Source organism: Pseudomonas sp. PB105, assembly GCF_009764655.1.
Classification (GTDB): Bacteria; Pseudomonadota; Gammaproteobacteria; order Pseudomonadales; family Pseudomonadaceae; genus Aquipseudomonas; species Aquipseudomonas cyclaminis.
Genome location: NZ_RWIO01000069.1, coordinates 41,323 through 65,564, shown reverse-complemented (window position 1 = coordinate 65,564; position 24,242 = coordinate 41,323). Strand labels below are relative to the sequence as shown.

Genomic DNA, 24,242 nt, shown 5'->3' with positions numbered 1-24,242 from the left:
GTTACCCCCATGCAGTTCAGCGAATTATTGGCAGCGATTTCCACCCATGCGATCCGTCTGCAACTGGAGGAGGGCGACCTGATCATCCTCGGTGACGATGAGGCATTGGATGATCGGCTGTGGGATCAGTTGATCGCCCACAAGCCCCGACTGCTGGCACTGGTGGCGGAGCATGGCGGTGACTGGCTCAGCCCGGCCTACCGCATCACGCCTGAGATGTTGCCGTTGGTGAGCCTCGACCAGGCGGCCATCGACCGCATTGTCGCGGCCATCCCCGGTGGTGCGGCGAATGTGCAGGACATTTACCCGTTGGCGCCGTTGCAGGAGGGCATGCTGTATCACCACCTCTCGGCCGGGCAGGGCGATCCCTACGTGCTGCATGCGCAGTTTGCGTTCGACAGCCGCGTGCGCCTGCATGCCTTTGCCGAGGCGCTGCAATGGGTGATCGACCGTCACGATATTCTGCGCACGTCCATGGTCTGGGAGCGCCTGGATGAGCCGCTGCAAGTGGTGTGGCGCAAGGCAAGCCTGGCCTGTGAGGAAGCGCACTTTGACGGTGGCGACGTACTTGCACAGTTGCAACAACGCTACGACGCCCGCACCTATCGCATGGACCTGGGCCAGGCGCCGCTGTTGCGCCTGGTGTTTGCCGACGATCGCGCCAACCAGCGTGTCGTCGCCATGCTGTTGTTCCACCACACCATCCTCGACCACACCGCCCTGGATGTGGTGCGTCATGAGATCCAGCTGTATCTGGCCGGCCAGCAAGCCCAGGCCGCTGAGCCGGTGGCGTTTCGCAGCTATATCGCCCAGGTGCGCCATGGCGTCAGCGAGCAGGTTCATGAAGGGTTTTTCCGCGAGATGCTCGCGGATATCGATGAGCCGACCCTGCCATTTGGCTTGCAGGACGTGCAGGGCGATGGCCAGGGGATCGACGAGGCGCGCCTGCCGGTCGACGCTGAGCTGAGCCGCCGCCTGCGCAGCCTGGCGCGGCCATTGGGGGTGAGCGTGGCAAGCATGATGCACCTGGCGCTGGCTCGGGTATTGGGCGTGGTCTCGGGCCGCGAGGCGGTGGTGTTCGGCACGGTGATGCTCGGCCGCATGGGCGCGGGCGCGGGCGGTGAGCGGGCGCTCGGGATGTTCATCAACACCTTGCCGTTGCGCGTGGACGTGGGCGAGCAGGGCGTGCGCGCCGGGGTCAAGGCCACCCACGCGCGGCTCACCACGTTGCTCAACCATGAGCATGCCTCCCTGGCGCTGGCCCAGCGGTGCAGCGGGGTTGCCGCGCCGACGCCGCTGTTCAGCGCAATGCTCAACTATCGCCACAGTGCCGCCACGGATATGGCCGAGGTGATCGAGGTCGCCGAAGGCATCCAGGTGCTGGGCGCCGAGGAGCGCACCAACTATCCGCTGACGGTGAATGTGGATGACCTGGGCGAAGGCTTCGCGCTGACGGTGATGGTCGACGCCTCCATCGGCGCCGCGCGCGTGGCGAACTACCTGCACACGGCGCTCCACAGCCTGGCCGACGCCCTTGAGCAGCGACCGGAGATGCCGCTGAGCGGCCTGAATATCCTGCCTGAGACCGAGCGTCATCACCTGCTGCACAGCCTCAACCACACCCCGCATACCTACGCCGACACCGCGCTGATCCACCAGCAGGTCGAAGCCCACGCCGCCGCCCGCCCCGAAGCCATCGCCCTGCGCTATGAGCAACAACGCCTCACCTATCGCCAACTCAACGAACGCGCCAACCAGGTCGCCCATCGCCTGCTGGCCCAGGGCGTGCGCCCCGATGACCGCGTGGCGATCTGCGTGGAGCGCGGCCCGGAGATGATCATCGGCCTGCTGGGCATCCTCAAGGCCGGCGCGGGGTATGTGCCGATCGACCCGGCGTATCCGCTGGAGCGCATCGCCTACACCCTGCACGACAGTCAACCGCTGGCGGTGCTGGTGCAAGCCAACACCCGTCACTTGGTGGGCGAACTGGCGCAGGTCGACCTCAATGGCCTGCGCGGCGAGTCCCTGGTCAATCCGCGTGTCGTGGTCAGCCCGCAGCACCTGGCCTATGTGATCTACACCTCCGGCTCCACCGGCCAGCCCAAGGGTGTGATGATCGAGCATCGCCAGGTGGCGCGACTGTTCAGCGCCACCGAGCAGTGGTTCGGCTTCAATCACACGGATGTGTGGGCACTGTTTCATTCCTTTGCGTTCGACTTCTCGGTGTGGGAAATCTGGGGTGCGTTGATGCACGGCGGTCAGTTGCTGATCGTGCCGCAACTGGTCAGCCGCTCGCCGGACGAGTGCTACACGCTGCTGTGCGAAGCCGGTGTGAGCATCCTCAACCAGACGCCCAGCGCCTTCCGCCAGTTGATTGCGGCCCAGGGCAACAGCCCCCAGGCCCACTCGCTGCGCCAGGTGATTTTTGGCGGCGAAGCCCTGGAACCGGGGATGCTCAAGCCGTGGTACGCCCGTGCGATCAATGCCGGCACGCAACTGGTGAACATGTATGGCATCACCGAAACCACCGTGCACGTGACCTATCGCCCGTTGGAAGCGGCGGAAGCGCAGTTGGTGGGCGTGAGCCCGATTGGCGTGCGCATTCCCGACCTGCAACTGTATGTGCTGGACGCGCACCGCGAGCCGCTGCCATTGGGTGTGGTCGGCGAGTTGTACGTCGGCGGCGCCGGGGTGGCGCGAGGGTATCTGAACCGCGCCGAACTGACTGCCGAGCGCTTCCTGACCGACCCAACCACCGGCCAGCGCCTGTACAAGACCGGCGACCTCGGCCGCCTGTTGGCCGATGGCAGTGTGGACTACCTGGGACGCAACGACGACCAGGTAAAAATCCGTGGGTTTCGTATCGAACTCGGCGAAATCCAGGCGCGCCTCGCCACCGCTCAAGGTGTGCGCGACGCGGTGGTCATCGCCCGTGAAGACGCGCCGGGTGACCAGCGCCTGGTGGCCTATGTGATCGCCGAGGGCGACGTCAGCGTCGCGGTGCTGCGCGATCACTTGCGCCTTAGCCTGGCCGACCACATGGTGCCCAGCGCCTTCGTAGTGCTGGACGCCTTCCCGCTGACCGCCAACGGCAAACTCGACCGCAAGGCCTTGCCCGCGCCGGATGCCGACGCGCTGGCCCGGCGTGGCTACGAGGCGCCACACGGCCCCGTCGAAACAACTATCGCGACGATCTGGCAAGACCTGCTCAAACTCGACCGCATTGGCCGCGACGACAACTTCTTCGAACTGGGCGGCCATTCCCTGTTGGCGGTCAAGCTGATCGAGCGCATGCGCCAGGCCGACCTCAGCGCCGATGTGCGCGTGTTGTTCGGCCAACCCACCCTGGCCGCGCTCGCCGCCGCAGTGGGCGGGCAGCGGGAAGTGCAGGTGCCGGTCAACCGGATCCACGCAGACAGCGCCGTCATCACGCCGGACATGCTGGCGCTGATTGAGCTCGATCAGGCCGCCATCGACCATATCCTGCAACAGGTGCCCGGCGGCATTGGCAATGTGCAGGACATCTACGGCCTCGCGCCGTTGCAGGCCGGCATCCTGTATCACCACCTGGCAACCGTCGAGGGCGATCCCTATGTGTTGCAAGTGCAGTTGGGCTTTGATGATCAAGCAGCGGTGGACGCCTTTATCCAGGCGCTGCACAGCGTGATCCAGCGCAATGACATCCTGCGCACCGCGATCCTCTGGGAAGGCCTGGACGAACCGGTGCAAGTCGTACTGCGCGAGGCGCCGCTGGTGGTCGAGCGCATCGACCTGCCCATGGCCGACCTGCAACACCGCTTCGACCCACGCCACTACCGCCTCGACTTGTCCCGTGCCTCGCTGATGCGCCTGGCTTACGCCGAAGCGCCGGGCGGCTTCGTCGGCATCTTGTTGCTGCACCATATCCTGCTCGACCACACCGCCCTGCACGTGCTGGTGCAGGAGATGAGCGCCAGCCTGTCCGGGCGCGGCGCGCAGTTGCCCGACGCGGTGCAGTACCGCAACTACGTGGCCCAGGCGCGCCTTGGCGTGAGCCAGGCGCAGCATGAAGCGTTCTTCAGCGAGATGCTGGGCGATATCGACGAGCCGACCCTGGCCTTCGGGTTGCAGGACGTGCATGGCGACGGCAGCGGCATTGTCGAGGCGCACCTGCCGCTGGAACCGGCCCTGAGCCAGGGCCTGCGCGAACAGGCGCGGCAATTGGGCGTGAGCACCGCAAGCCTGGTGCACCTGGCCTGGGCCCAGGTGCTGGGGCAAGTCTCCGGTCAACAGGACGTGGTGTTCGGCACCGTGCTGCTGGGCCGCATGCAGGGCGGCGAGGGCGCCGACCGCGCCCTCGGCATGTTTATCAACACCTTGCCGCTGCGGGTCAGCGTTGGCGCGGTCGGCGTACAGGCCGCCGTGCGCGCCACCCATGCGCGCCTGGCGCAGTTGCTTGGGCATGAGCACGCATCGCTGTCCCTGGCCCAGCGTTGCAGCGGGGTACCGGGTTCGTTGCCGTTGTTCAGCACGCTGCTCAACTATCGCCACAGCGCGCCGGATGACGCGCCGGGCTACAGCCCGTTTGCCGCCTCCGGCATCCGGATCCTGAGTTCCGAAGAGCGCAGCAATTACCCGCTGGTGCTCAATGTCGATGACCTGGGCTCAGGCTTCGCGCTGACCGTGCAAGGCGTGGCGTCGCTGGACGTGCAGCGCGTCGGCGACTACATGCTCACCGCCTTGCGCCACCTCGTGACTGCGCTGCAACAGGCACCGACCACGCCGGTGCACGGCGTGTCGATTGTGCCGCCTGCCGAGCGCAACCAATTGCTGGTGGATTTCAACGCCACTGCCCGCGATTACCCATCGCACCTGACCGTGCACCAGTTATTCGAGGCCCAGGCCCTGGCGCGTCCCGAAGCCGTGGCGGCCGTGCACGGCCAACTGTCCTTGAGCTACCGCGACCTCAACCGCCGCGCCAACCGCCTGGCCCATCACCTGATCAACCAGGGCGTGCAGCCGGGGGAAAGCGTGGCGATTGCGTTGCCGCGCAGCCTCGACCTGCTGATCTGCCAACTGGCGATTCTCAAATGCGGCGCCGTGTATGTGCCGCTGGACATCAATGCGCCGGTGGAGCGTCAAGCGTTTATCGTGCAGGACAGTGGCGCGCAGCGGGTGCTCAACAGCCTGGCCGACCTGAACCTGGACGCGCTGTCCCCGCGCAACCCTGACGTGGAGCTTTCGTCGCAAAGCGTGGCGTACATCCTTTACACCTCCGGCTCCACGGGCGCGCCCAAAGGCGTGCAAGTGCCGCACCGTGCGATCTCGCGCCTGGTGCTCAACAACGGCTATGCCGAGTTCAACCCGCAGGACCGCGTGGCCTTTGCCTCCAACCCGGCGTTCGACGCCAGCACCCTCGACGTGTGGGCGCCGTTGCTCAATGGCGGCTGTGTGGTGGTGGTCGAGCATGCTGTGCTTTTGTCCCAGGCCGCGTTTGCCGCACTGTTGCAGGAGCAATCCGTCAGCGTGTTGTGGATGACCGCCGGGCTGTTCCACCAGTACGCCGATGCGCTGCTGCCGGTGTTCGCGCAGTTGCGTTACCTGATTGTCGGCGGCGATGTGCTCGACCCACAGGTGATCGGCCGTGTGCTCAAGCATGGCAAGCCCCAGCACCTGCTCAATGGTTACGGACCAACCGAAGCCACGACCTTCTCCACCACCCATGAAATCATCCAGGTGGGCGAGGGCGGTATCCCGATTGGCCGGCCAATCGCGAACGCCCAGGTCTATGTGTTGGATGTGCGCCAGCAACTGTTGCCATTGGGCGCAGTCGGCGAGCTGTATATCGGTGGCGCGGGCGTGGCCACGGGGTATTTGAACCAGCCGCAACTGACCGCCGAAAAATTTATCCCGAACCCGTTTGGCGAAGGCGTGCTGTACCGCACGGGCGACCTGGCGTGCTGGCAGGCCGACGGCACTTTGCTCTACCAGGGACGCAATGACCTGCAAGTGAAAATTCGCGGGTTCCGCATCGAGCCGGGTGAAATCGAAGCCTGCCTGGGCGCCTTCGCCGGCGTGAACGACGCCGTGGTGCTGGTGCGCGAAGACGAACCCGGCGACAAGCGCCTGGTGGCGTACTACACCGCCGCCGCGCCGCTGCCGATCGACGCGCTGCGTGCCCATCTGCAAGGCCAGTTGCCCGATTACATGGTGCCGTCGGCCTATGTCTGGCTGGCGCTGCTGCCGCTCACCGCCAACGGCAAGCTGGACCGCAAAGGCCTGCCGGTGCCGGATGCAGGCGCGCTGCTCAGCCGCGGTTATGAAGCGCCGGAAGGTGAGGTGGAACGCCAGTTGGCGCAGATCTGGCAGGACCTGCTCAAGCTCGACCGCGTGGGCCGGCATGACCATTTCTTTGAGTTGGGCGGGCATTCGTTACTGGCGGTCAGTTTGATCGAACGCATGCGCCAGGCGGGCTTGAGCGCGGATGTGCGGGTGCTGTTCAACCAGCCAAGCCTGGCGGCGTTGGCGGCGGCGGTGGGCAGTGGCCGGGAGATTGTGGTGCCGGCCAATGGCATTCCATCGGGCTGCACGCGGATTGTGCCGCCGATGCTGACGCTGGTGGACCTTGACCAAAGCGCCATCGACCGCATCGTCGCCAACGTCCCCGGCGGCGCGGCGAATGTGCAGGACATCTACCCGCTGGCGCCGTTGCAGGAGGGCATTCTGTACCACCACATCAGTGCCGAGCAGGGTGACCCGTACCTGCTGCAATCGCGCATGGCCTTCGACAGCCTGGAGCGGTTGCATGGTTTTATGGGCGCGCTGCAACAGGTCGCCGCCCGTCATGACATCCTGCGCACCGGTGTGGTCTGGGAAGGCCTGGACAGCCCGGTGCAGGTGGTCTGGCGCGAGGCGCAGCTGGTGGTGCAGGCGGTGAACCTTGATCCGGCCGACGGTGACCTCATCGGGCAACTGCACGCCCGGTTCGATGCGCGCCATTACCGCCTGGACATCACCCAGGCGCCGCTGCTGCGCATGGTCTACGCCCAGGACCCCGTGAATGGGCAGGTGGCGGCGATCCTGCTGTTCCACCATTTGGCACTGGACCACACTGCCATGGACGTGGTCGGCCAGGAGATGGGCGCATTTCTGTTCGGCCAGGCTCATGACTTGCCGGCGGCCGCGCCATTTCGCAACTACGTGGCCCAGGCGCGCCTGGGTGTGAGCGTCGACGAGCACGAGCGGTTCTTCCGCGAGATGCTGGCCGATATCGATGAGCCCACCTTGCCCTTCGGCGTACAGGACGTGCAGGGCGACGGCCGCGAGATCGAAGAGGCCGAGCAGGCCCTGGACACGCTGCTGGCCCAGCGCGTACGTGAACAGGCACGGCGCCTGGGCGTCAGCGCAGCGAGCCTGATGCACCTGGCCTGGGCCCAGGTGCTGGGGCTGGTCAGCGGGCGTGACGAGGTGGTGTTCGGCACCGTACTGATGGGCCGTATGCAGGCCGGTGACGGCGCGGATCGGGCCTTGGGCATGTTCATCAATACCTTGCCGCTGCGGGTGGATACCGCCGTCAGCGCGGTCGCCGCCGTCAAGGCCACCCATGCACGCTTGAGCGCCTTGCTCGGCCATGAACACGCGTCCCTGGCCCTGGCCCAGCGTTGCAGTGGCGTGGCGGCCTCGACGCCACTGTTCAGCGCGCTGCTCAACTATCGCCACAGCAGCCCCGAAACCCTCGCCCGCGACGGCTACGGCATCTGGGAAGGCGTGCAACTGCTGGGCGGTGACGAGCGCAGCAACTACCCACTGACCCTGAGCGTGGATGACCTGGGCGATGGCTTCGGCCTGACGGTGCTGGCCTTGCCTCGCATCGGCGCCCAGCGCCTGTGTGCGTACATGGCAAATGCCATCGAACGGTTGGTCGATAGCCTGGAACACAGCGTGCACACCGCGCTCAATCAGCTCGACATTCTCCCAGCCGGCGAACGTGAAACCCTGCTGCGCGAGTTCAACGCCACCGTCGCGGATTTCCCCAGCGGTCACACGCTTCACGGCGCTTTCGAGATCCGCGCCGACCGCCAGCCCCACGCCATTGCGCTGGTGCAGGACGGCGAATCACTGACCTATCAGCAACTCAACCAACGCGCCAACCAATTGGCCCATCAACTGATTGCACAGGGTGTGCAGCCAGACGACCGCGTCGCCCTGTGCTGCCGCCGTGGCCCGCAGATGGTGGTGGGGATGCTGGGGATTCTCAAGGCCGGCGCCGGCTACGTGCCGATTGACCCGGCGTATCCCGCCGAGCGCATTGCCTACTTGTTGCAAGACAGCGCGCCAGCGGCGGTGCTGGCCGAAGCGAGCACCCGCGACCTGCTGGGCGCCGTCACCAGCATCGATGTGCACGCCACCTGGCGCCACCCCGTCAGCAATCCACAACTCGCCGCCCTGACCCCGGCGCACCTGGCCTACGTGATCTACACCTCCGGCTCCACCGGCCAGCCCAAGGGCGTGATGGTGGAACACCGCAGCGTGGAAAACCTGGTGCATTGGCATTGCGAAGCCTTTGGCCTGAGCGCCGTCAGCCACACCAGCAGCGTCGCCGGTTTCGGTTTTGATGCCATGGCCTGGGAGGTCTGGCCGGCGCTGTGCGTGGGCGCCACCCTGCACCTGCCGCCTGTCGATGTGGGCAACGACAACATTGACGCATTGCTCGCCTGGTGGCTGGCGCAGCCCCTGGACGTGAGCTTCCTGCCCACGCCGGTGGCCGAATACGCATTCAGCCAGGAGTTGCAGCACCCCACCTTGCGCATCCTGCTGATCGGCGGCGACCGCCTGCGCCAGTTCAGCCAGGAGCGGCGCTTTGCGGTGATCAACAACTACGGCCCCACCGAAGCCACGGTGGTCGCCACCTCGGGCCGCGTGCGTGTCGGGCAGGCGCTGCATATCGGCCGGCCTGTCGCCAATGCCAGCGTCTACGTGCTGGACGCGCAGTTGCGTCCAGTACCGGTGGGCGTGGCCGGTGAGCTGTATGTAGGCGGCAGTGGCGTGGCGCGGGGTTACCTCAAGCGCCCGGACTTGACTGCCGAACGCTTCCTGCAAGACCCGTTCAATGCAGGGCGCATGTACCGCACCGGCGACCGGGTGCGCTGGTTGCCCGAGGGCAATATCGAGTACCTGGGGCGTAACGATGACCAGGTGAAAATCCGTGGCGTGCGCGTCGAACTGGGCGAAATCGAAAGCCGGCTGGCGGCGTTGCACGGCGTCGGCGAAGCGGTGGTGTTGGTGCGCGAGGGCCGCCTGATCGCGTGGTTCACCGAACAACAGCCGCTGCTGATCGAAAGCCTGCGCGAGCAGTTGCAGGCGCACTTGCCGGAGGCCTTGGTGCCGGTGGCCTACGTGAAGCTCGACGCATTGCCCCTGACCGCCAACGGCAAGCTCGACCGCCGGGCCTTGCCGGCACCGGATCAGGCCGCGCTGCTGACCCGTGACTACGAAGCGCCGCAGGGTGAAGTGGAAACCACCCTGGCCGGCATCTGGGCCGAGGTGTTGCTGGTCGAGCAGGTGGGGCGTCACGACCATTTCTTCGAACTGGGCGGCCATTCGTTGCTGGCGGTCAGCCTGATCGAGCGCATGCGCCAGGTCGGCCTCAGTGCCGATGTGCGAGTGCTGTTCAGCCAGCCGACCCTGGCCGCCCTGGCGGCAGCGGTGGGCAGCGGGCGTGAAGTGCAGGTGCCCGTCAACCGCATCCCGGTCGACTGCCAGCGCCTGACCCCGGACCTGTTGTCACTGGTGCAACTCGACCAATCCACCCTGGATCAAGTGGTTGCCCAAGTGCCCGGCGGTGCGGCCAATGTGCAGGACATCTACCCGCTGGCGCCGTTGCAGGAAGGCATTCTCTACCACTACCTCACCGCCGAGCAGGGCGACCCGTATTTGCTGCAATCGCACCTGGCGTTCGACAGCATCGAGCGCCTGCGCGCCTTTGCCCAGGCGCTGCAACAGGTGATCGATCGCCACGATATCCTGCGCACCGGCGTGGTGTGGCAAGGGTTGGTGCAACCACTGCAAGTGGTGTGGCGCAAGGCCCGGTTGCCCCTTGAACAGCTGCACCTTGAAGGCGATGTACTCGCCGGCCTGCATCAACGTTTTGATGCGCGGCGCTACCGCCTGGACATCAGTCAGGCGCCGTTGATTCGCCTGGCCTATGCCGAAGATCCGGCCAACCAGCGCGTGGTCGTGGTGCTGCTCTATCACCATATCGCCCTCGACCACACCGCCTTCGACGTGGTGCTGCGGGAAATGCAGGGTTACCTGCTGGGTCATCCGGCGCCGACGGCTGCGCCGATGCCGTACCGCAACTACGTGGCCCAGGCGCGCTTGGGTATCAGCGAGCAGGAGCACGAGGTGTTCTTCCGCGAAATGCTCGGTGATGTCGACGAACCGACCCTGCCATTCGGTCTGCAAGACGTACGCGGCGACGGCACCGCGATCCAGGAGCACCGCCTGCACCTGGACAGCGACCTCAACCGCCGCCTGCGTGCCCAGGCCCGCGTGCTTGGCGTGAGCACCGCGAGCCTGTTCCACCTGGCCTGGGGCCAAGTGCTGGCGGCCACCTCCGGGCGCCACAGCGTGGTGTTCGGCACCGTGCTGGTGGGCCGTCTGCAAGGCGGCGAAGGTGCCGACCGGGCGCTGGGTGTATTCATCAATACCTTGCCGCTGCGCCTGGATATCGACGCTCAGGGCGCCCGCTCGGCGGTGCGCGCCACCCATGCCCGACTCACCGCGTTGCTCGGCCATGAACACGCCTCCCTGGCCCTGGCCCAGCGTTGCAGCGGTGTGGCCGCACCAGCGCCATTGTTCAGCGCGATGCTCAATTATCGCCATCGCGGCGCCGCCACCCGTTCCCAGGAGGCGCAACACGCCTGGGAAGGCATGCAGACCCTGGTCAACGACGGGCGCACCAACTACCCGCTGACCCTGAACGTGGACGACCTGGGCGATGGCTACGATGTGACCGCGTTGGCCCAGGTCGATGCGCAACGCGTCTGCGGGTACATGCATGTGGCCCTGGCCGGCTTGGTCGAGGCCCTGGAACAGGCACCGAACCAGGCGCTCAATCGCCTGCCCATCCTCAGCGCCGAGGAGCGTCAACAATTGCTGGTGGCGTTCAACGCCACCGAGGTGAACTACAACCTCGACCAGACCCTGCACGGGATGTTCGAAGCCCAAGTCCAGCGCACGCCCCACGCTATCGCGGTGAAGGCGGGCGAGCAGCACCTTACCTACCAACACCTCAACGAGCGGGCCAACCGCCTGGCCCATCATCTGCGCGGGCTGGGCGTGCAACCCGATGCGCGGGTGGGGATTTGCCTGGAACGTGGCCTGGACATGGTCATCGGCCTGTTCGCCATCCTCAAGGCCGGCGGCGGTTATGTGCCGCTGGACCCGGCGTACCCGCTGGAGCGGATCGCCTACATGCTGCAAGACAGCGCCCCCGTGGTGGTGCTGGCCCAGGACGCCACCGTGGCATTGCTGGGCGACGTGCCGCTGCTCAATCTGGACCAGGTCACCTGGCAGCATCAGCCGCCGAGCAACCCCGAGGTCGCGGGCCTGACCGCCCGGCACCAGGCCTACGTGATCTACACCTCCGGCTCCACCGGCCAGCCCAAAGGCGTGATCAACGAGCACGCCGGGGTGGTCAACCGGCTGCTGTGGATGCAGGACGCCTATGGCCTCACGGCCGAGGATGCGGTGTTGCAGAAAACCCCGTTCAGCTTCGACGTGTCGGTGTGGGAGTTCTTCTGGCCGTTGTTCACCGGCGCACGCCTGGTAATGGCGCGCCCCGGCGGGCATAAAGACCCGGCCTACCTGTGCGAGGTCATCGAAGAGGAACAGATCACCACGCTGCACTTTGTACCGTCGATGCTGGATGTGTTCCTGGCCCATGGCGACGTGAGCCAGGCGGCGGGGCTGCTGCGGGTGATGTGCAGCGGCGAAGCACTGCCGGGCAGTCTGGTGCGCCGCTTCAAGACGCAGTTGCCGGGGATCGGTCTGTACAACCTGTACGGCCCCACCGAAGCGGCGGTGGACGTGACGGCCTGGAATTGCGCACGCCCCGATGTGCCGGACAACACGCCCATCGGCAAGCCCATCGCCAATACGCGCATGTACGTGTTGGATGCGCAGTTGCAGCCGGTGCCGCTGGGCGTGGTCGGCGAATTGTTTATCGGCGGCGTGCAAGTGGCGCGGGGTTACCTCAACCGTCCTGAACTGACCGCCGAGCGTTTCCTTGAGGACCCGTTCCGCGCCGGGCGGATGTACCGCACCGGCGACCTTGGCCGCTACCTGCCCGACGGCAACATTGAATACCTGGGCCGCAATGACGACCAGGTCAAGATCCGTGGCCTGCGTATCGAGTTGGGAGAGATCCAGGCGCGGCTGCTTGAGCATCCCCAGGTCAGCGAAGCGGCGGTGGTCGCCCGTGAAGATCGCCTTGTCGCCTACTACACCGGTACGCACACCGATATCGAGCACCTGCGCGCCCACCTGCTGTGCCACCTGCCGGACTTCATGGTGCCCGCGCTGTTTGTGCACCTCGACGCGCTGCCCCTGAGCCCCAACGGCAAACTCGACCGCAAGGCCTTGCCGGCGCCCGGCCTGCAAGCCCTGAACCTGCGTGAATACGAGGCACCGCAAGGCGATACCGAAATCCTGCTGGCGCGCTTGTGGGCCGAGTTGCTCAACGTCGAGCGGGTCGGGCGCCAGGACAATTTCTTTGAACTGGGCGGGCACTCGCTGCTTGCCGTGAGCTTGATTGGGCGCTTGCGCCAGGAAGGCATGGAAGCCGACGTCCGGGGGCTGTTCGAACAGCCGACCCTGGCCGGCTACGCCGCAATGACCGAACGAATGGAGATCGTCCTGTGAGCCTCATTGAGCTGCTGGCAACCCTGAAAACCAAGGACATCCAACTGGCGCTCAAGGGCGAGCAGTTGTCGGTGCAAGGCAACAAGCAGGCCTTGAGCGACCCTGCAATCCTGGCCGCCTTGCGCGAGCACAAACCGGGGCTGATCGAGTTGATCAAGGCCGGCGAGTATTGCGCGACCAAGGCCGGTGAAGTCGACGTGCCGGCCAATGGCATCCCGCCTGGCGCCGAGCGCATCACACCGGCCATGCTGACCCTTTCAAGCCTGAGCCAGGACGAGATTGATCGCGTCGTCGCCACGGTCGACGGCGGCGTGGCGAATATCCAGGACATCTACCCGCTGGCGCCGTTGCAGGAAGGCATCCTGTTCCACCATGTCAGCGCCGAGCAGGGCGACCCGTACGTGATGCAGTCGCAGTTCGCGTTCGACAGCCTGGCGCGTTTCGACGCATTTGCCCAAGCACTGCAAACGGTGATGGACCGCCATGACATCCTGCGCACCGGCGTGGTCTGGGATGGCCTGCAGGAGCCGTCGCAAGTGGTGTGGCGCACTGCGCGCCTGCCGGTGCAGGCCCTGCAACTCGATCCGGCGGATGGCGAGATCGCCGCCCAACTGCACGCCCTGTTCGATGCCCGCCACTATCGCCTCGACGTGACCCAGGCGCCGCTGCTGCGCCTGGTGCGTGCCGACGACCCGGCCAATGGGCGCATCGTCGCCACGTTGTTGTTCCACCACATGGCCCTGGACCACAGCGCCCTGGAAGTGGTGTGCCATGAAATGCAGGCGTGCCTGCTGGGGCAGGGCGCGGCGTTGGGTCAGGCGGTGCCGTTTCGCAACTACGTGGCCCAGGCGCGGTTGGGCATCAGTGAACAGGAGCACGAAAGTTTCTTCCGCCAGATGCTCGGCGATATCAGCGAGCCGACCTTGCCGTTTGGCTTGCAGGATGTGCAGGGCGATGCGCGCGGCATCAGCGAACTCAGCCTGCCGTTGGCGGCGCCGTTGAGCTTGCGCTTGCGCACCCAGGCGCGGCAGTTGGGGGTGAGCGCGGCGAGCCTGTTTCACCTGGGCTGGGCGCAGGTGCTGGGGGTCTTGGCGGGCAAGCAACAGGTGGTGTTCGGCACGGTGTTGATGGGCCGCATGCAAGGCAGCCATGCCACGGATCGCGCCTTGGGCATCTTTATCAACACCTTGCCGTTTCGCGTGGACGTCGATAGCCAGGACGTGCGCGCCGGGGTCAAGGCCACCCATGCCCGACTCACCACGTTGCTGCGCCACGAGCACGCGCCGTTGGCCCTGGCCCAGCGCTGCAGCGGCGTGATTGCGCCGACGCCGTTGTTCAGTGCGCTGCTCAACTATCGCCACAGCGCGCCTGCCGCCAGCGCCGAAGCCGTCTCGGCGTGGCAGGGCATCGCCGCCCTCAGTGCCGAAGAGCGCACCAACTACCCGCTGACCCTGAGCATCGATGACCTCGGCGACGGCTTTGGCCTGAGCCTGCTGGCCAGCACCCAGGTGGACCCGCAGCGGGTCTGCGCCTACCTGCACACCGCCCTGGAAAACCTGGTGACGGCCCTGGAGCAGGCGCCCGACACTGCGCTCAATCGCGTGCCGGTGGTGCCCGCCGTCGAGCAGCGGTTGCTGCTGGAACAGTTCAACGCCACCCAGGCCGATTTCCCCCAGGGCAGCACCGTGCACGGGCGCATCGAAGCCCAGGCCGCGCTTACGCCGCATGCCATTGCGGCGGTGCAACTGGGGCACTCACTGACCTACGCCGAACTCAACGGGCAAGCCAACCTGCTGGCCCATCACCTGCTGGCGCTGGGCGTCAAACCTGACGACCGCGTGGCCATCGTCGCCCGTCGTGGCCTGGACACCCTGGCCGGGTTGCTGGCGATCCTTAAAGCCGGCGCCTGCTACGTGCCGGTGGACCCGTCCCACCCGGCCGAGCGCCTGGCCTACCTGCTCAGCGACAGCGCCCCGGTGGCGGTGCTGACCCAGCACGCCTTGCTCGAACGCCTGCCCGAGCTGGACGTGCCGGTGATCAACCTGGACCGCTACACCTGGCACCACCACGCGGCGAGCAATCCCAGCGTCGCCGTAACCCCGGCGAACCTCGCCTATGTGATCTACACCTCCGGCTCCACCGGCCTGCCCAAGGGCGTGATGGTGGAGCACCACACCGTGACCAACCTGGTGGACTGGCATTGCCGCGCCTTCGACCTGTGCGCCGGGCGCCACACCGCCAGCGTCGCCGGGTTCGGCTTTGATGCCATGGCCTGGGAAGTGTGGCCGGCGCTGTGTGTTGGCGCGACCCTGCACCTGCCGCCGGCCCATGACGGCCCCGAAGACATCGACGCACTGCTGGCCTGGTGGTGCGCGCAGCCGCTGGATGTGTGTTTCCTGCCCACGCCCGTGGCCGAGTACGCCTTCAGCCAGCACATCGAGCACCCAACCCTGCGCACCTTGCTGATCGGCGGCGACCGCCTGCGGCAATTCGGGCGGGCGCAGCGTTTTGAACTGATCAACAACTATGGCCCCACCGAGGCTACGGTGGTCGCCACCTCCGGCAAGGTCGAGGCCGGGCAGCCGTTGCATATCGGCAAGCCCATCGCCAATGCCACGGTGTACCTGCTGGACGAGCAACAACGCCCGGTGCCGCTGGGCGTTGCGGGTGAGGTGTATGTCGGCGGCCAGGGCGTGGCGCGGGGTTACCTGAACCGTGCGGAACTGACGGCCGAGCGTTTCCTGCAAGACCCGTTCAACGCCGGTCGCATGTACCGCACCGGCGATCTGGCGCGCTGGTTGCCCGATGGCAATCTCGACTACCTGGGCCGCAATGACGATCAGGTAAAAATCCGTGGCGTGCGCATCGAACTGGGGGAAATCGAAACCCAGCTCAACCACCTGCCAAGCGTTCAGGAGGCTGTGGTGCTGGTGCGCGAAGAGCGCCTGGTGGCGTATTACACCGAAAATCCGCAACTCGACGCGCTGGCGGTGGGCGATATCCGTGCCCATCTGGTGGCACACCTGCCGGACTACATGGTGCCGGTCGCCTTCATGAAGCTCGACACGTTGCCCTTGACCGCCAACGGCAAACTCGACCGCAAGGCCTTGCCGGCGCCGGATATGGCCGCGCTGTTTACCCGCGAATACGCCGCGCCCGAGGGCGAGATCGAAAACAGCCTGGCGCAGATCTGGGCCGATGTGTTGCAGGTGGAGCGCGTCGGCCGTCACGATCACTTCTTTGAGCTGGGTGGGCACTCGCTGCTCGCCATGCGCATGGTGTCCCAAGTGCGTCAGCGCCTGGGTGTGGAACTGTTGCTCGGCGACCTGTTTGCCAACGCCGAACTGGCCGCCGTCGCCGAGGTGCTGGCCCAGGCCGGTCGCAGCACCTTGCCGGCGATCCTGCCGGCCAACCGCGATGAGCCGGTGCCGCTGTCGTTTGCCCAGCAGCGCCTGTGGTTCCTGGCATTGATGGAAGGCGCCAACACCGCCTACAACATCCCCATCGGCTTGCGCTTGCGTGGGCAGTTGCATGTGCAGGCCTTGCAACGGGCGCTGGCGCGGATCGTGGCGCGGCATGAAACCCTGCGCAGCCGCTTCGCCCAGCACGGCGATGACGCCCAGGTGCTGATCGTCGCGGCCGACGATGTGCTGCCGCTGCAGGTGCAGGACTTGCGCCGCCACCCGCAACCGCAACAGGCGCTGGATGCGTTGATCCACGGCGAAGCCTCGGCGCCGTTCGACCTGGAGCGCGGCCCGCTGCTGCGCGGGCGCCTGGTGGTGATGGGGCACGAACACCATGTGCTGTTGCTGACCCTGCACCACATCGTCTCCGACGGCTGGTCCATGGGCGTGCTCACCCGCGAGCTGATGGCGCTGTACCAGGCCTTCAGCCAGGGCCAGCCCGACCCGTTGCCGCCATTGCCGATCCAGTACGGCGACTTCGCCGTGTGGCAACGCTTGTGGCTCAGCGGCGACGTCCTGCAGCGCCAGAGCAGCTATTGGCAACAGGCCCTGGCCGGGGCGCCGGCGTTGCTCAGCCTGCCCACCGACCGCCCGCGCCCGGCGCAGCAGGACTACGCCGGCAGCAGCGTGGACATCCGCCTCGACGAGCGCCTTACCGCCGGGCTCAAGGCCTTGAGCCAGCGCCATGGCAGCACGCTGTACATGACCGTGATGAGCGCCTGGGCCTCCTTGCTCGCACGGCTGTCGGGGCAGGCGGATGTGGTGATCGGCTCGCCGGTGGCCAACCGTACGCGCAGTGAAGTCGAAGGCCTGATCGGCCTGTTCGTCAACACCCTGGCCGTGCGCATCGACACCTCGGGTGGGCTGAGTACCGAAGCGCTGCTGGCGCGGGTCAAGGCGCTGACCCTGGCAGCCCAGGCCCATCAGGACCTGCCCTTCGAGCAAGTGGTGGAACTCACCCGGCCGGTGCGCAGCCTGGCCCACAGCCCGTTGTTCCAGACGCTGCTGGCCTGGCAGGACAGCAGCGCGCCGACCCTGGCCCTGGGCGACCTGGCTCTGGAAGGCATCGTCGAGAACAGCCACTTTGCCAAGTTCGACCTGTCGCTGAACCTGGGCGAAGTGCAGGGCACGATTCTCGGCGCGCTGGAATACGCCGTGGCGCTGTTCGATGAAGCGACGGTGCAGCGTTACGTCGGCTACTTCACCCGCGTGTTGCAGGCCATGGTCGATAACGACCAGGCGGTGCTGGAGCACGCGCCGCTGCTGGACGAGCGCGAGCGCCAGCACCTGCTGTTCGACTTCAATGCGACACAGGTGGATTACAACCTCGACCAGACCTTGCACGGGATGTTCGAGGCCCAGGTGGCACGCACGCCCGACGCGATTGCGCTTAAAGCCGGGGAACAGCAACTCACGTATGCCGAACTGAATACACGGGCCAACCAACTGGCCCATCACCTGCTGGAACGGGGCGTACAGCCCGATTCGCGGGTGGCGATCTGCGTGGAACGTGGCCTGGACATGGTCATCGGCCTGTACGCGATCCTCAAGGCCGGCGCCGCCTATGTGCCGCTGGACCCGGCATACCCGCTGGAGCGCATCGCCTACATGCTGGAAGACAGCGCGCCCGCCGTCGTGCTGATCCAGGACGCTACCCGTGCGCTGGTGGGCGCGGTGCCGGTGGTTGATCTGGACCAGCCGAGCTGGCACCGGCAATCCGTGGAGAACCCCGGTTTAGCAGGCGTGAGTGCCTACGTGATCTACACCTCCGGCTCCACCGGCCAGCCCAAGGGCGTGATCAATGATCATAGCGGCGTGGTCAATCGCCTGCTGTGGATGCAGGACGAATATGGGCTCACGGCCCAGGACCGGGTCTTGCAGAAAACCCCGTTCAGCTTCGATGTGTCGGTCTGGGAATTCTTCTGGCCGTTGTTCACCGGCGCTTGCCTGGTGATGGCGCGTCCCGGCGGGCATAAAGACCCGGCGTACCTGTGTGAGGTGATCGAGGCCGAACACATCACCACGCTGCACTTTGTGCCGTCGATGCTCGACGTGTTCCTGGCCCATGGCGATGTCAGCCAGGCCGCCGGGCTGGTGCGCGTAATGTGCAGCGGCGAAGCCTTGCCGGGCAGCCTGGTGCGGCGTTTCAAGCAGCAGTTGCCAGGCAGCGGGCTGCATAACCTGTATGGCCCGACCGAAGCTGCTGTCGACGTGACGGCGTGGAACTGCGCAGGCCCGGTGACGCCGGACAACACCCCCATCGGCAAGCCCATCGCCAACACCCGCATGTACCTGCTGGACGGGCAATTGCAGCCGGTGCCGCTGGGCGTGGTCGGCGAGCTGTTTATTGGCGGCGTGCAAGTGGCGCGGGGTTACCTGAACCGCCCGGAACTGACCGCCGAACGCTTTCTCCAGGATCCCTTTACCCATGGGCGGATGTACCGCACCGGCGACGTCGGACGCTACCTGCCCGATGGGAATATTGAGTACCTGGGCCGCAACGACGACCAGGTGAAAATCCGTGGCTTGCGCATCGAACTGGGCGAGATCCAGGCGCGCCTGACCGAGTGCCCGGCGGTCAACGAGGCCGCCGTGATCGCCCGTGAAGACCGCCTGGTGGCGTACTACACCGGCGCCTTTGCCGACATCGATGTGCTGCGCAGTCAGCTGCTGCATCACCTGCCTGAGTTCATGGTGCCGGCGGTCTTCGTCCACCTCGGCGCGTTGCCCTTGAGCCCCAACGGCAAGCTCGACCGCAAGGCGCTGCCCGCGCCGGGCCTGGAGTCGATGGTGGTGCGCGAATACGAAGCGCCCGAGGGCGACACGGAAATCGCCCTGGCCAGCCTGTGGGCCGAGTTGCTCAAGGTGGAGCGTGTGGGGCGTCACGACAACTTCTTCGAACTGGGCGGGCATTCGTTGCTGGCGGTGAGCCTGATGGGGCGCATGCGCGGCCTGGGTTTGTCGGCGGACGTAAAAGTCCTGTTCGGTCAGCCCACCCTGTCGGCCTTGGCGGCGGCGTTGGGCGGTGGCCGCGAAGTGTCGGTGCCGGCCAATGGCATCGTCGCCGGCTGCACCTCGATCACCCCAGCGATGTTGCCGCTGATCGCGCTGGAGCAGGCCGCCATCGACCGCCTCGTCGCGTGTATCCCCGGTGGCGCGGCGAATGTGCAGGACATCTACCCGCTGGCGCCGTTGCAGGCCGGCATGCTCTATCACCATCGCGCCGTGCAGGCCGGCGATGCCTATGTGCTGCAGGCGCAGTTTGCCTTTGACAGCCGCCAGCGCCTGGATGCGTTTGCCCTGGCGTTGCAGGCGGTGATCGAGCGCCATGACATCCTGCGCTCGTCGTTCCACTGGGACGGCCTGGAAGAACCGGTGCAGGTGGTCTGGCGCAAGGCATCGCTGCGGGTTGAAAGCGGTCCGTTGCCCCCGCGCCTGGACCTGTCCGAGGCGCCATTGATGCGCCTGGTGTGCAGCGAAGAAACCCCGCGTGTGGTCGCCACCTTGCTGTTCCATCACCTGGTCATGGACCACATCGCCCTGGAGATCCTGCAACACGAGCTGCAGGCGTTCCTGCTGGGCACGCAACACACCTTGGGCACGCCTGTGCCGTATCGCAACTATGTGGCACAGACGGTGGCACAGACGGTGGCGCAGACGCGCGTGGACGATCACGAAGAGTTTTTCCGCGACATGCTTGGTCAGATCGACGAGCCCACGGAGGTGGCCAACCTGGGCATCGATGAACAGGTACGCCTGGCGATTGCTCCTCAATTAAGCCAGCGCCTGCGCACTCAGGCGCGCCAGTGCGGCGTCAGCGCCGCCAGCCTGATGCACCTGGGGTGGGCCCAGGTGCTGGGCAAGGTGTCGGGCCGTGAGCAGGTGGTGTTCGGCACCGTGATGCTCGGCCGCATGCAAGGCGGCGAAGGCGCCGAGCGGGCAATGGGCGTGTTCATCAACACATTGCCGTTGCGGGTCGACCTCGGCGAGCACTCGGTACGCAGCGCCGCTCGCGCCACCCATGCGCGGCTGAGCCAACTGCTCAGCCATGAACACGCACCGCTGACAGTGGCCCAGCGTTGCAGTGGGGTGCCGGTGAGCACGCCGCTGTTCAGCGTGCTGTTCAACTATCGGCACAGCGCGCCGCAGGTCGCTGGAGTGGCTGAGGCGTGGCAGGGCATTGAGCTGCTCAAGGCCGAGGAACACAGCAACTACGGCGTGTCGATGAGCGTGGATGACCTGGGCGATGGCTTCACCTTCAAAGCCTCGGGGCAGGGCGCCCGGCGGCTGTGTGATTACCTGAGTGTGGCTCTGGAGCAGTTGGTGCAGGCGCTGGAACAGGGCAGCGATACCGCCATCAGCCGCTTGCCGATCCTGCCCGTCGCCGAACAGCACCAACTGCGGCTGGCGTTCAACGCCAGCACCCGCGACTTCCCCCGTGAGCACACGGTGCAGCGCCTGTTCCAAGCCCAGGCCCAGGCACGTCCCGACGCAGTGGCCGTGGTGCAGGGCGAGCAGCGCGTGAGCTACGGCGAGCTGAATGCCAGCGCCAACCGCCTGGCCCATCACCTGGTGGGCCTGGGCGTAAAACCGGGCGACAACGTGGCGATCCTGCTGCCGCGTTCTGTCGCGCTGCTGGTCGGTCAACTGGCCGTGTTGAAGTGCGCGGCCGCCTATGTGCCGCTGGACATCAACGCACCCGCCGAACGCCAGGCGTTCATGGTGCAGGACAGCGATGCGCGCTGGTTGTTGACCCGCAGTGATGCGCTGATCGACTACGCGGCGCAGCGCCTGGACCTGGACACCCTGGTCCTCGATCCACAGCCGAGCCATAACCCGGACCTGTCGCAAGCCTCGGACAGCGTGGCGTACATCATGTACACCTCCGGCTCCACCGGCATTCCCAAGGGCGTGCGGGTGCCCCATCGCGGCATCACGCGGTTGGTGCTCAACAACGGCTACGCGGACTTCAACTCCAGCGACCGCGTGGCCTTCGCCTCCAACCCGGCGTTCGACGCCAGCACCATGGATGTCTGGGGGCCGTCGCTCAACGGTGGGCAGGTGCAGGTCATCGATCACGCCACCTTGCTTGACCCTGCGGCATTCGGCGCGGCGCTGCGTGGCGCGACGGTGCTGTTTGTCACCACGGCGTTGTTCAACCAGTACGTGCAGCTGATTCCCGACGCATTGGCCGGTTTGCGCATCCTGCTGTGCGGCGGCGAGCGTGCCGATCCTGCGGCGTTTCGCAGCCTGTTGGCCCAGGCGCCGGCGTTACGCCTGGTGCATTGCTACGGCCCGACGGAAACCACCACCTACGCCACCACCCATGAAGTGCGCACGATTGCCGACGACGCCGACAGCGTGCCGGTGGGGCGACCGATCTCCAACACCCAGGTGCATGTGCTGGATGCGTACTTGCAGCCGGTGCCCCAGGGCGTGACCGGTGAAATCTGCATCGGTGGTGACGGCGTGGCCCTGGGTTATTTGAATCGACCGGAGCTCACCGCTGAAAAGTTTGTGCAGGATCCCTTCAATCCGCAGGCCTTGATGTACCGCACCGGCGACCTCGGCCGCTGGACCGTGGATGGCCTGCTCGAATGCATCGGACGCAATGACGATCAGGTGAAGATCCGGGGTTTCCGCATCGAGTTGGGCGAGATCGAAGCGCGCCTGATGACTTGCGTGGGCATTCAGGACGCGGTGGTGTTGGCCCGTGAAGACGCGCCGGGGGATAAGCGTCTGGTGGCGTATTTCACCTGGGCGGCGCAGCCCGTTGGTATCGACGGCATCCGCGCCCATCTGCAAGGGCAGCTGCCGGACTACATGCTGCCTTCGGCCTATGTGCCGCTGGACCAGCTGCCGTTGACTGCCAATGGCAAGGTTGACCGCAAAGCCCTGCCGGTGCCGGCCCTGGACGCGCAGGTCAGTCGCGAGTTCGAAGCACCGATCGATGCTCTGGAACAGACCCTGGCGCAGTTATGGGCCGAGGTGCTGAAGCTGGAACAGGTTGGCCGGCATGACAGTTTCTTTGAGTTGGGCGGGCATTCGCTGTTGGCGATTCGCCTGGTCAACCTGATGGAAACCGCAGGGCTGGCGGTGAGCCTGGCCGAGTTGTTCCAACACGCCAGCGTCGCCTCGGTGGCCGTCATGCTGCGCCAGCGCACCGACGAGCCGGTGCGCGACGCTTCGGTGATCACGGTGCGCAGCAGCGGCAAGCAAGCGCCGTTGTTCCTGGTGCATGAATTCAGCGGCATGGACGTGTACTTCCCGGCGCTGGGCCAGCATCTGCCGGGTGACTACCCGATCTATGGCCTGCCGGGACTGGCGCTCGGCGAGTCGCACCTCAACACCCTGGAAGGCCTGGCGGCACGCATGGTCGGCCTGATTCGCGGCCTGCAACCCCATGGGCCGTATCGCATCGCGGGGTGGTCATTTGGCGGGGTGCTGGCCTATGAAGTGGCGATGCAATTGCTGGGGCTGGATGAACCGGTGGCGTTCCTCGGCCTGATCGACAGCTACGTGCCGCGCCTGACCGACCAGGGCAAGGCGCGCTGGAGCGGGCCGGATGCGCTCAAGCGGCATTTGCTGTTGCAGTGCCGCGCCTATTGGAACGCACAGGGAGGTGTGGATGAGCTGGCGAGGATTGAACAGCTGGACGCGCAGATTGGACAGCTGGACTTTGCAGGTCTGCTGCAACGCTGTCGCGATCAAGGTTTGCTATACGCGCAAATGGCGGCGGCTGCGGATGCGGACCTCTTGAGCTTTATCGAGCGCGAAGTCGGTCACGGGCATGCGCTGGCGCATTACAGCCTGTTCCCGTTGCCGATACCGGTGCATCTGTTCAGCGCTGTGGAGCGGCCGACCGAGTTGTCGCGGCGCAGTGTATCGCTCGGTTGGGAGGACGCCCTGGCGCCTGGGCAATTGCGCCAAGTGGACGTGCCGGGTGATCACCAGAGCATGATGCAGGCGCCGCACATCCGTGCATTGGGCGCGGCGATGACAGAGGCCTTGGCGGGGTGCTCACCGGTGCTGGAAACCGCGCATCAACCGATGCTGCGGATCCAGGGCGGACGGGCCGGCTATGCGCCGGTGTTCTGTGTACCGGGGGCAGGGGACAGCGTTACCGGGTTCGTTGGCCTTGGCGAAGCGCTTGGGCGAGACTGGCCGTTGTTCGGCTTGCAGCCGCGCGGGCTGGACGGCGAGGCGGTGCCCCATAGCCAGGTGGAAGCGGCGGCGCGTTGTTATCTGCTCGCGCTGGAGCATGAGTATCCCCATGGGCCGGTGCATCTGGTGGGGCATTCGTTTGGCGGTTGGGTCGCGCTGGAGATGGCGCTGCGGTTGCAGGCGGCGGGGCGGGAAGTGGCGTCGTTGACGGTGATCGACAGCGAGGCGCCGGGGGTTGCGGGTCGGGCTTATACGACGACGGCGGCGTTGTTGCGGTTGATCGAAGCGATGAAGCTGGCGGCGGGTAAACCCCTCGGAATTGACCGTGAGGACTTCGCGGCTGGCGATGAAGTGGCGCAGCGCCAGAGCCTGCATGCCGGGATGGCGGGGGCGGGGTTGTTGCCGGCCCGTGCCAGTGTTGACGCGATGGCGGGGCCGGCGCGCACTTACGCGGTCGCATTGCGCACGGTGTATCGCCCGGCACAGCGCTATCGCGGGGTGGTGCGGTTGGTGTTGGCCGAGGATCCGGCGTTGGATGCGGCGGGCAATCAGCGCGAGCAAGGCGGGATGGTCGAGGGCTGGAAGCGCCAGGGCAGTGGCTTGGAGGTTTGGTATGGCGGGGGGAATCATTTCACTTTGCTCAAGGCGCCGAATGTTCAGGGGTTGGCTGTGTGGTGGTTGGAAGGCGTTGCGGCGGAGGTGGTGTCGTGA

General features: G+C 66.2%; 2 protein-coding genes. Both read left to right on the top strand.

Going from position 1 to position 24,242, the window contains the following annotated elements; translation table 11 throughout:
• Positions 1-9: 9 nt before the first annotated feature.
• Positions 10-12,903 (top strand): non-ribosomal peptide synthetase, encoded by a 12,894-nt coding sequence (locus EJD88_RS18445; RefSeq protein WP_158878689.1) that lies wholly within the window; start codon positions 10-12, stop codon positions 12,901-12,903.
• On the top strand, positions 12,900-24,242 hold the full coding sequence (locus tag EJD88_RS18440; protein ID WP_158878688.1) for a non-ribosomal peptide synthetase: 11,343 nt from the start codon (positions 12,900-12,902) through the stop codon (positions 24,240-24,242). The genes EJD88_RS18445 and EJD88_RS18440 overlap by 4 nt, the downstream gene beginning before the upstream one ends.

Bases quoted from the DNA above. Each gene is read 5' to 3' on its own strand.
- EJD88_RS18445 (WP_158878689.1), top strand. From the start codon at position 10: ATGCAGTTCAGCGAATTATTGGCAGCGATTTCCACCCATGCGATCCGT.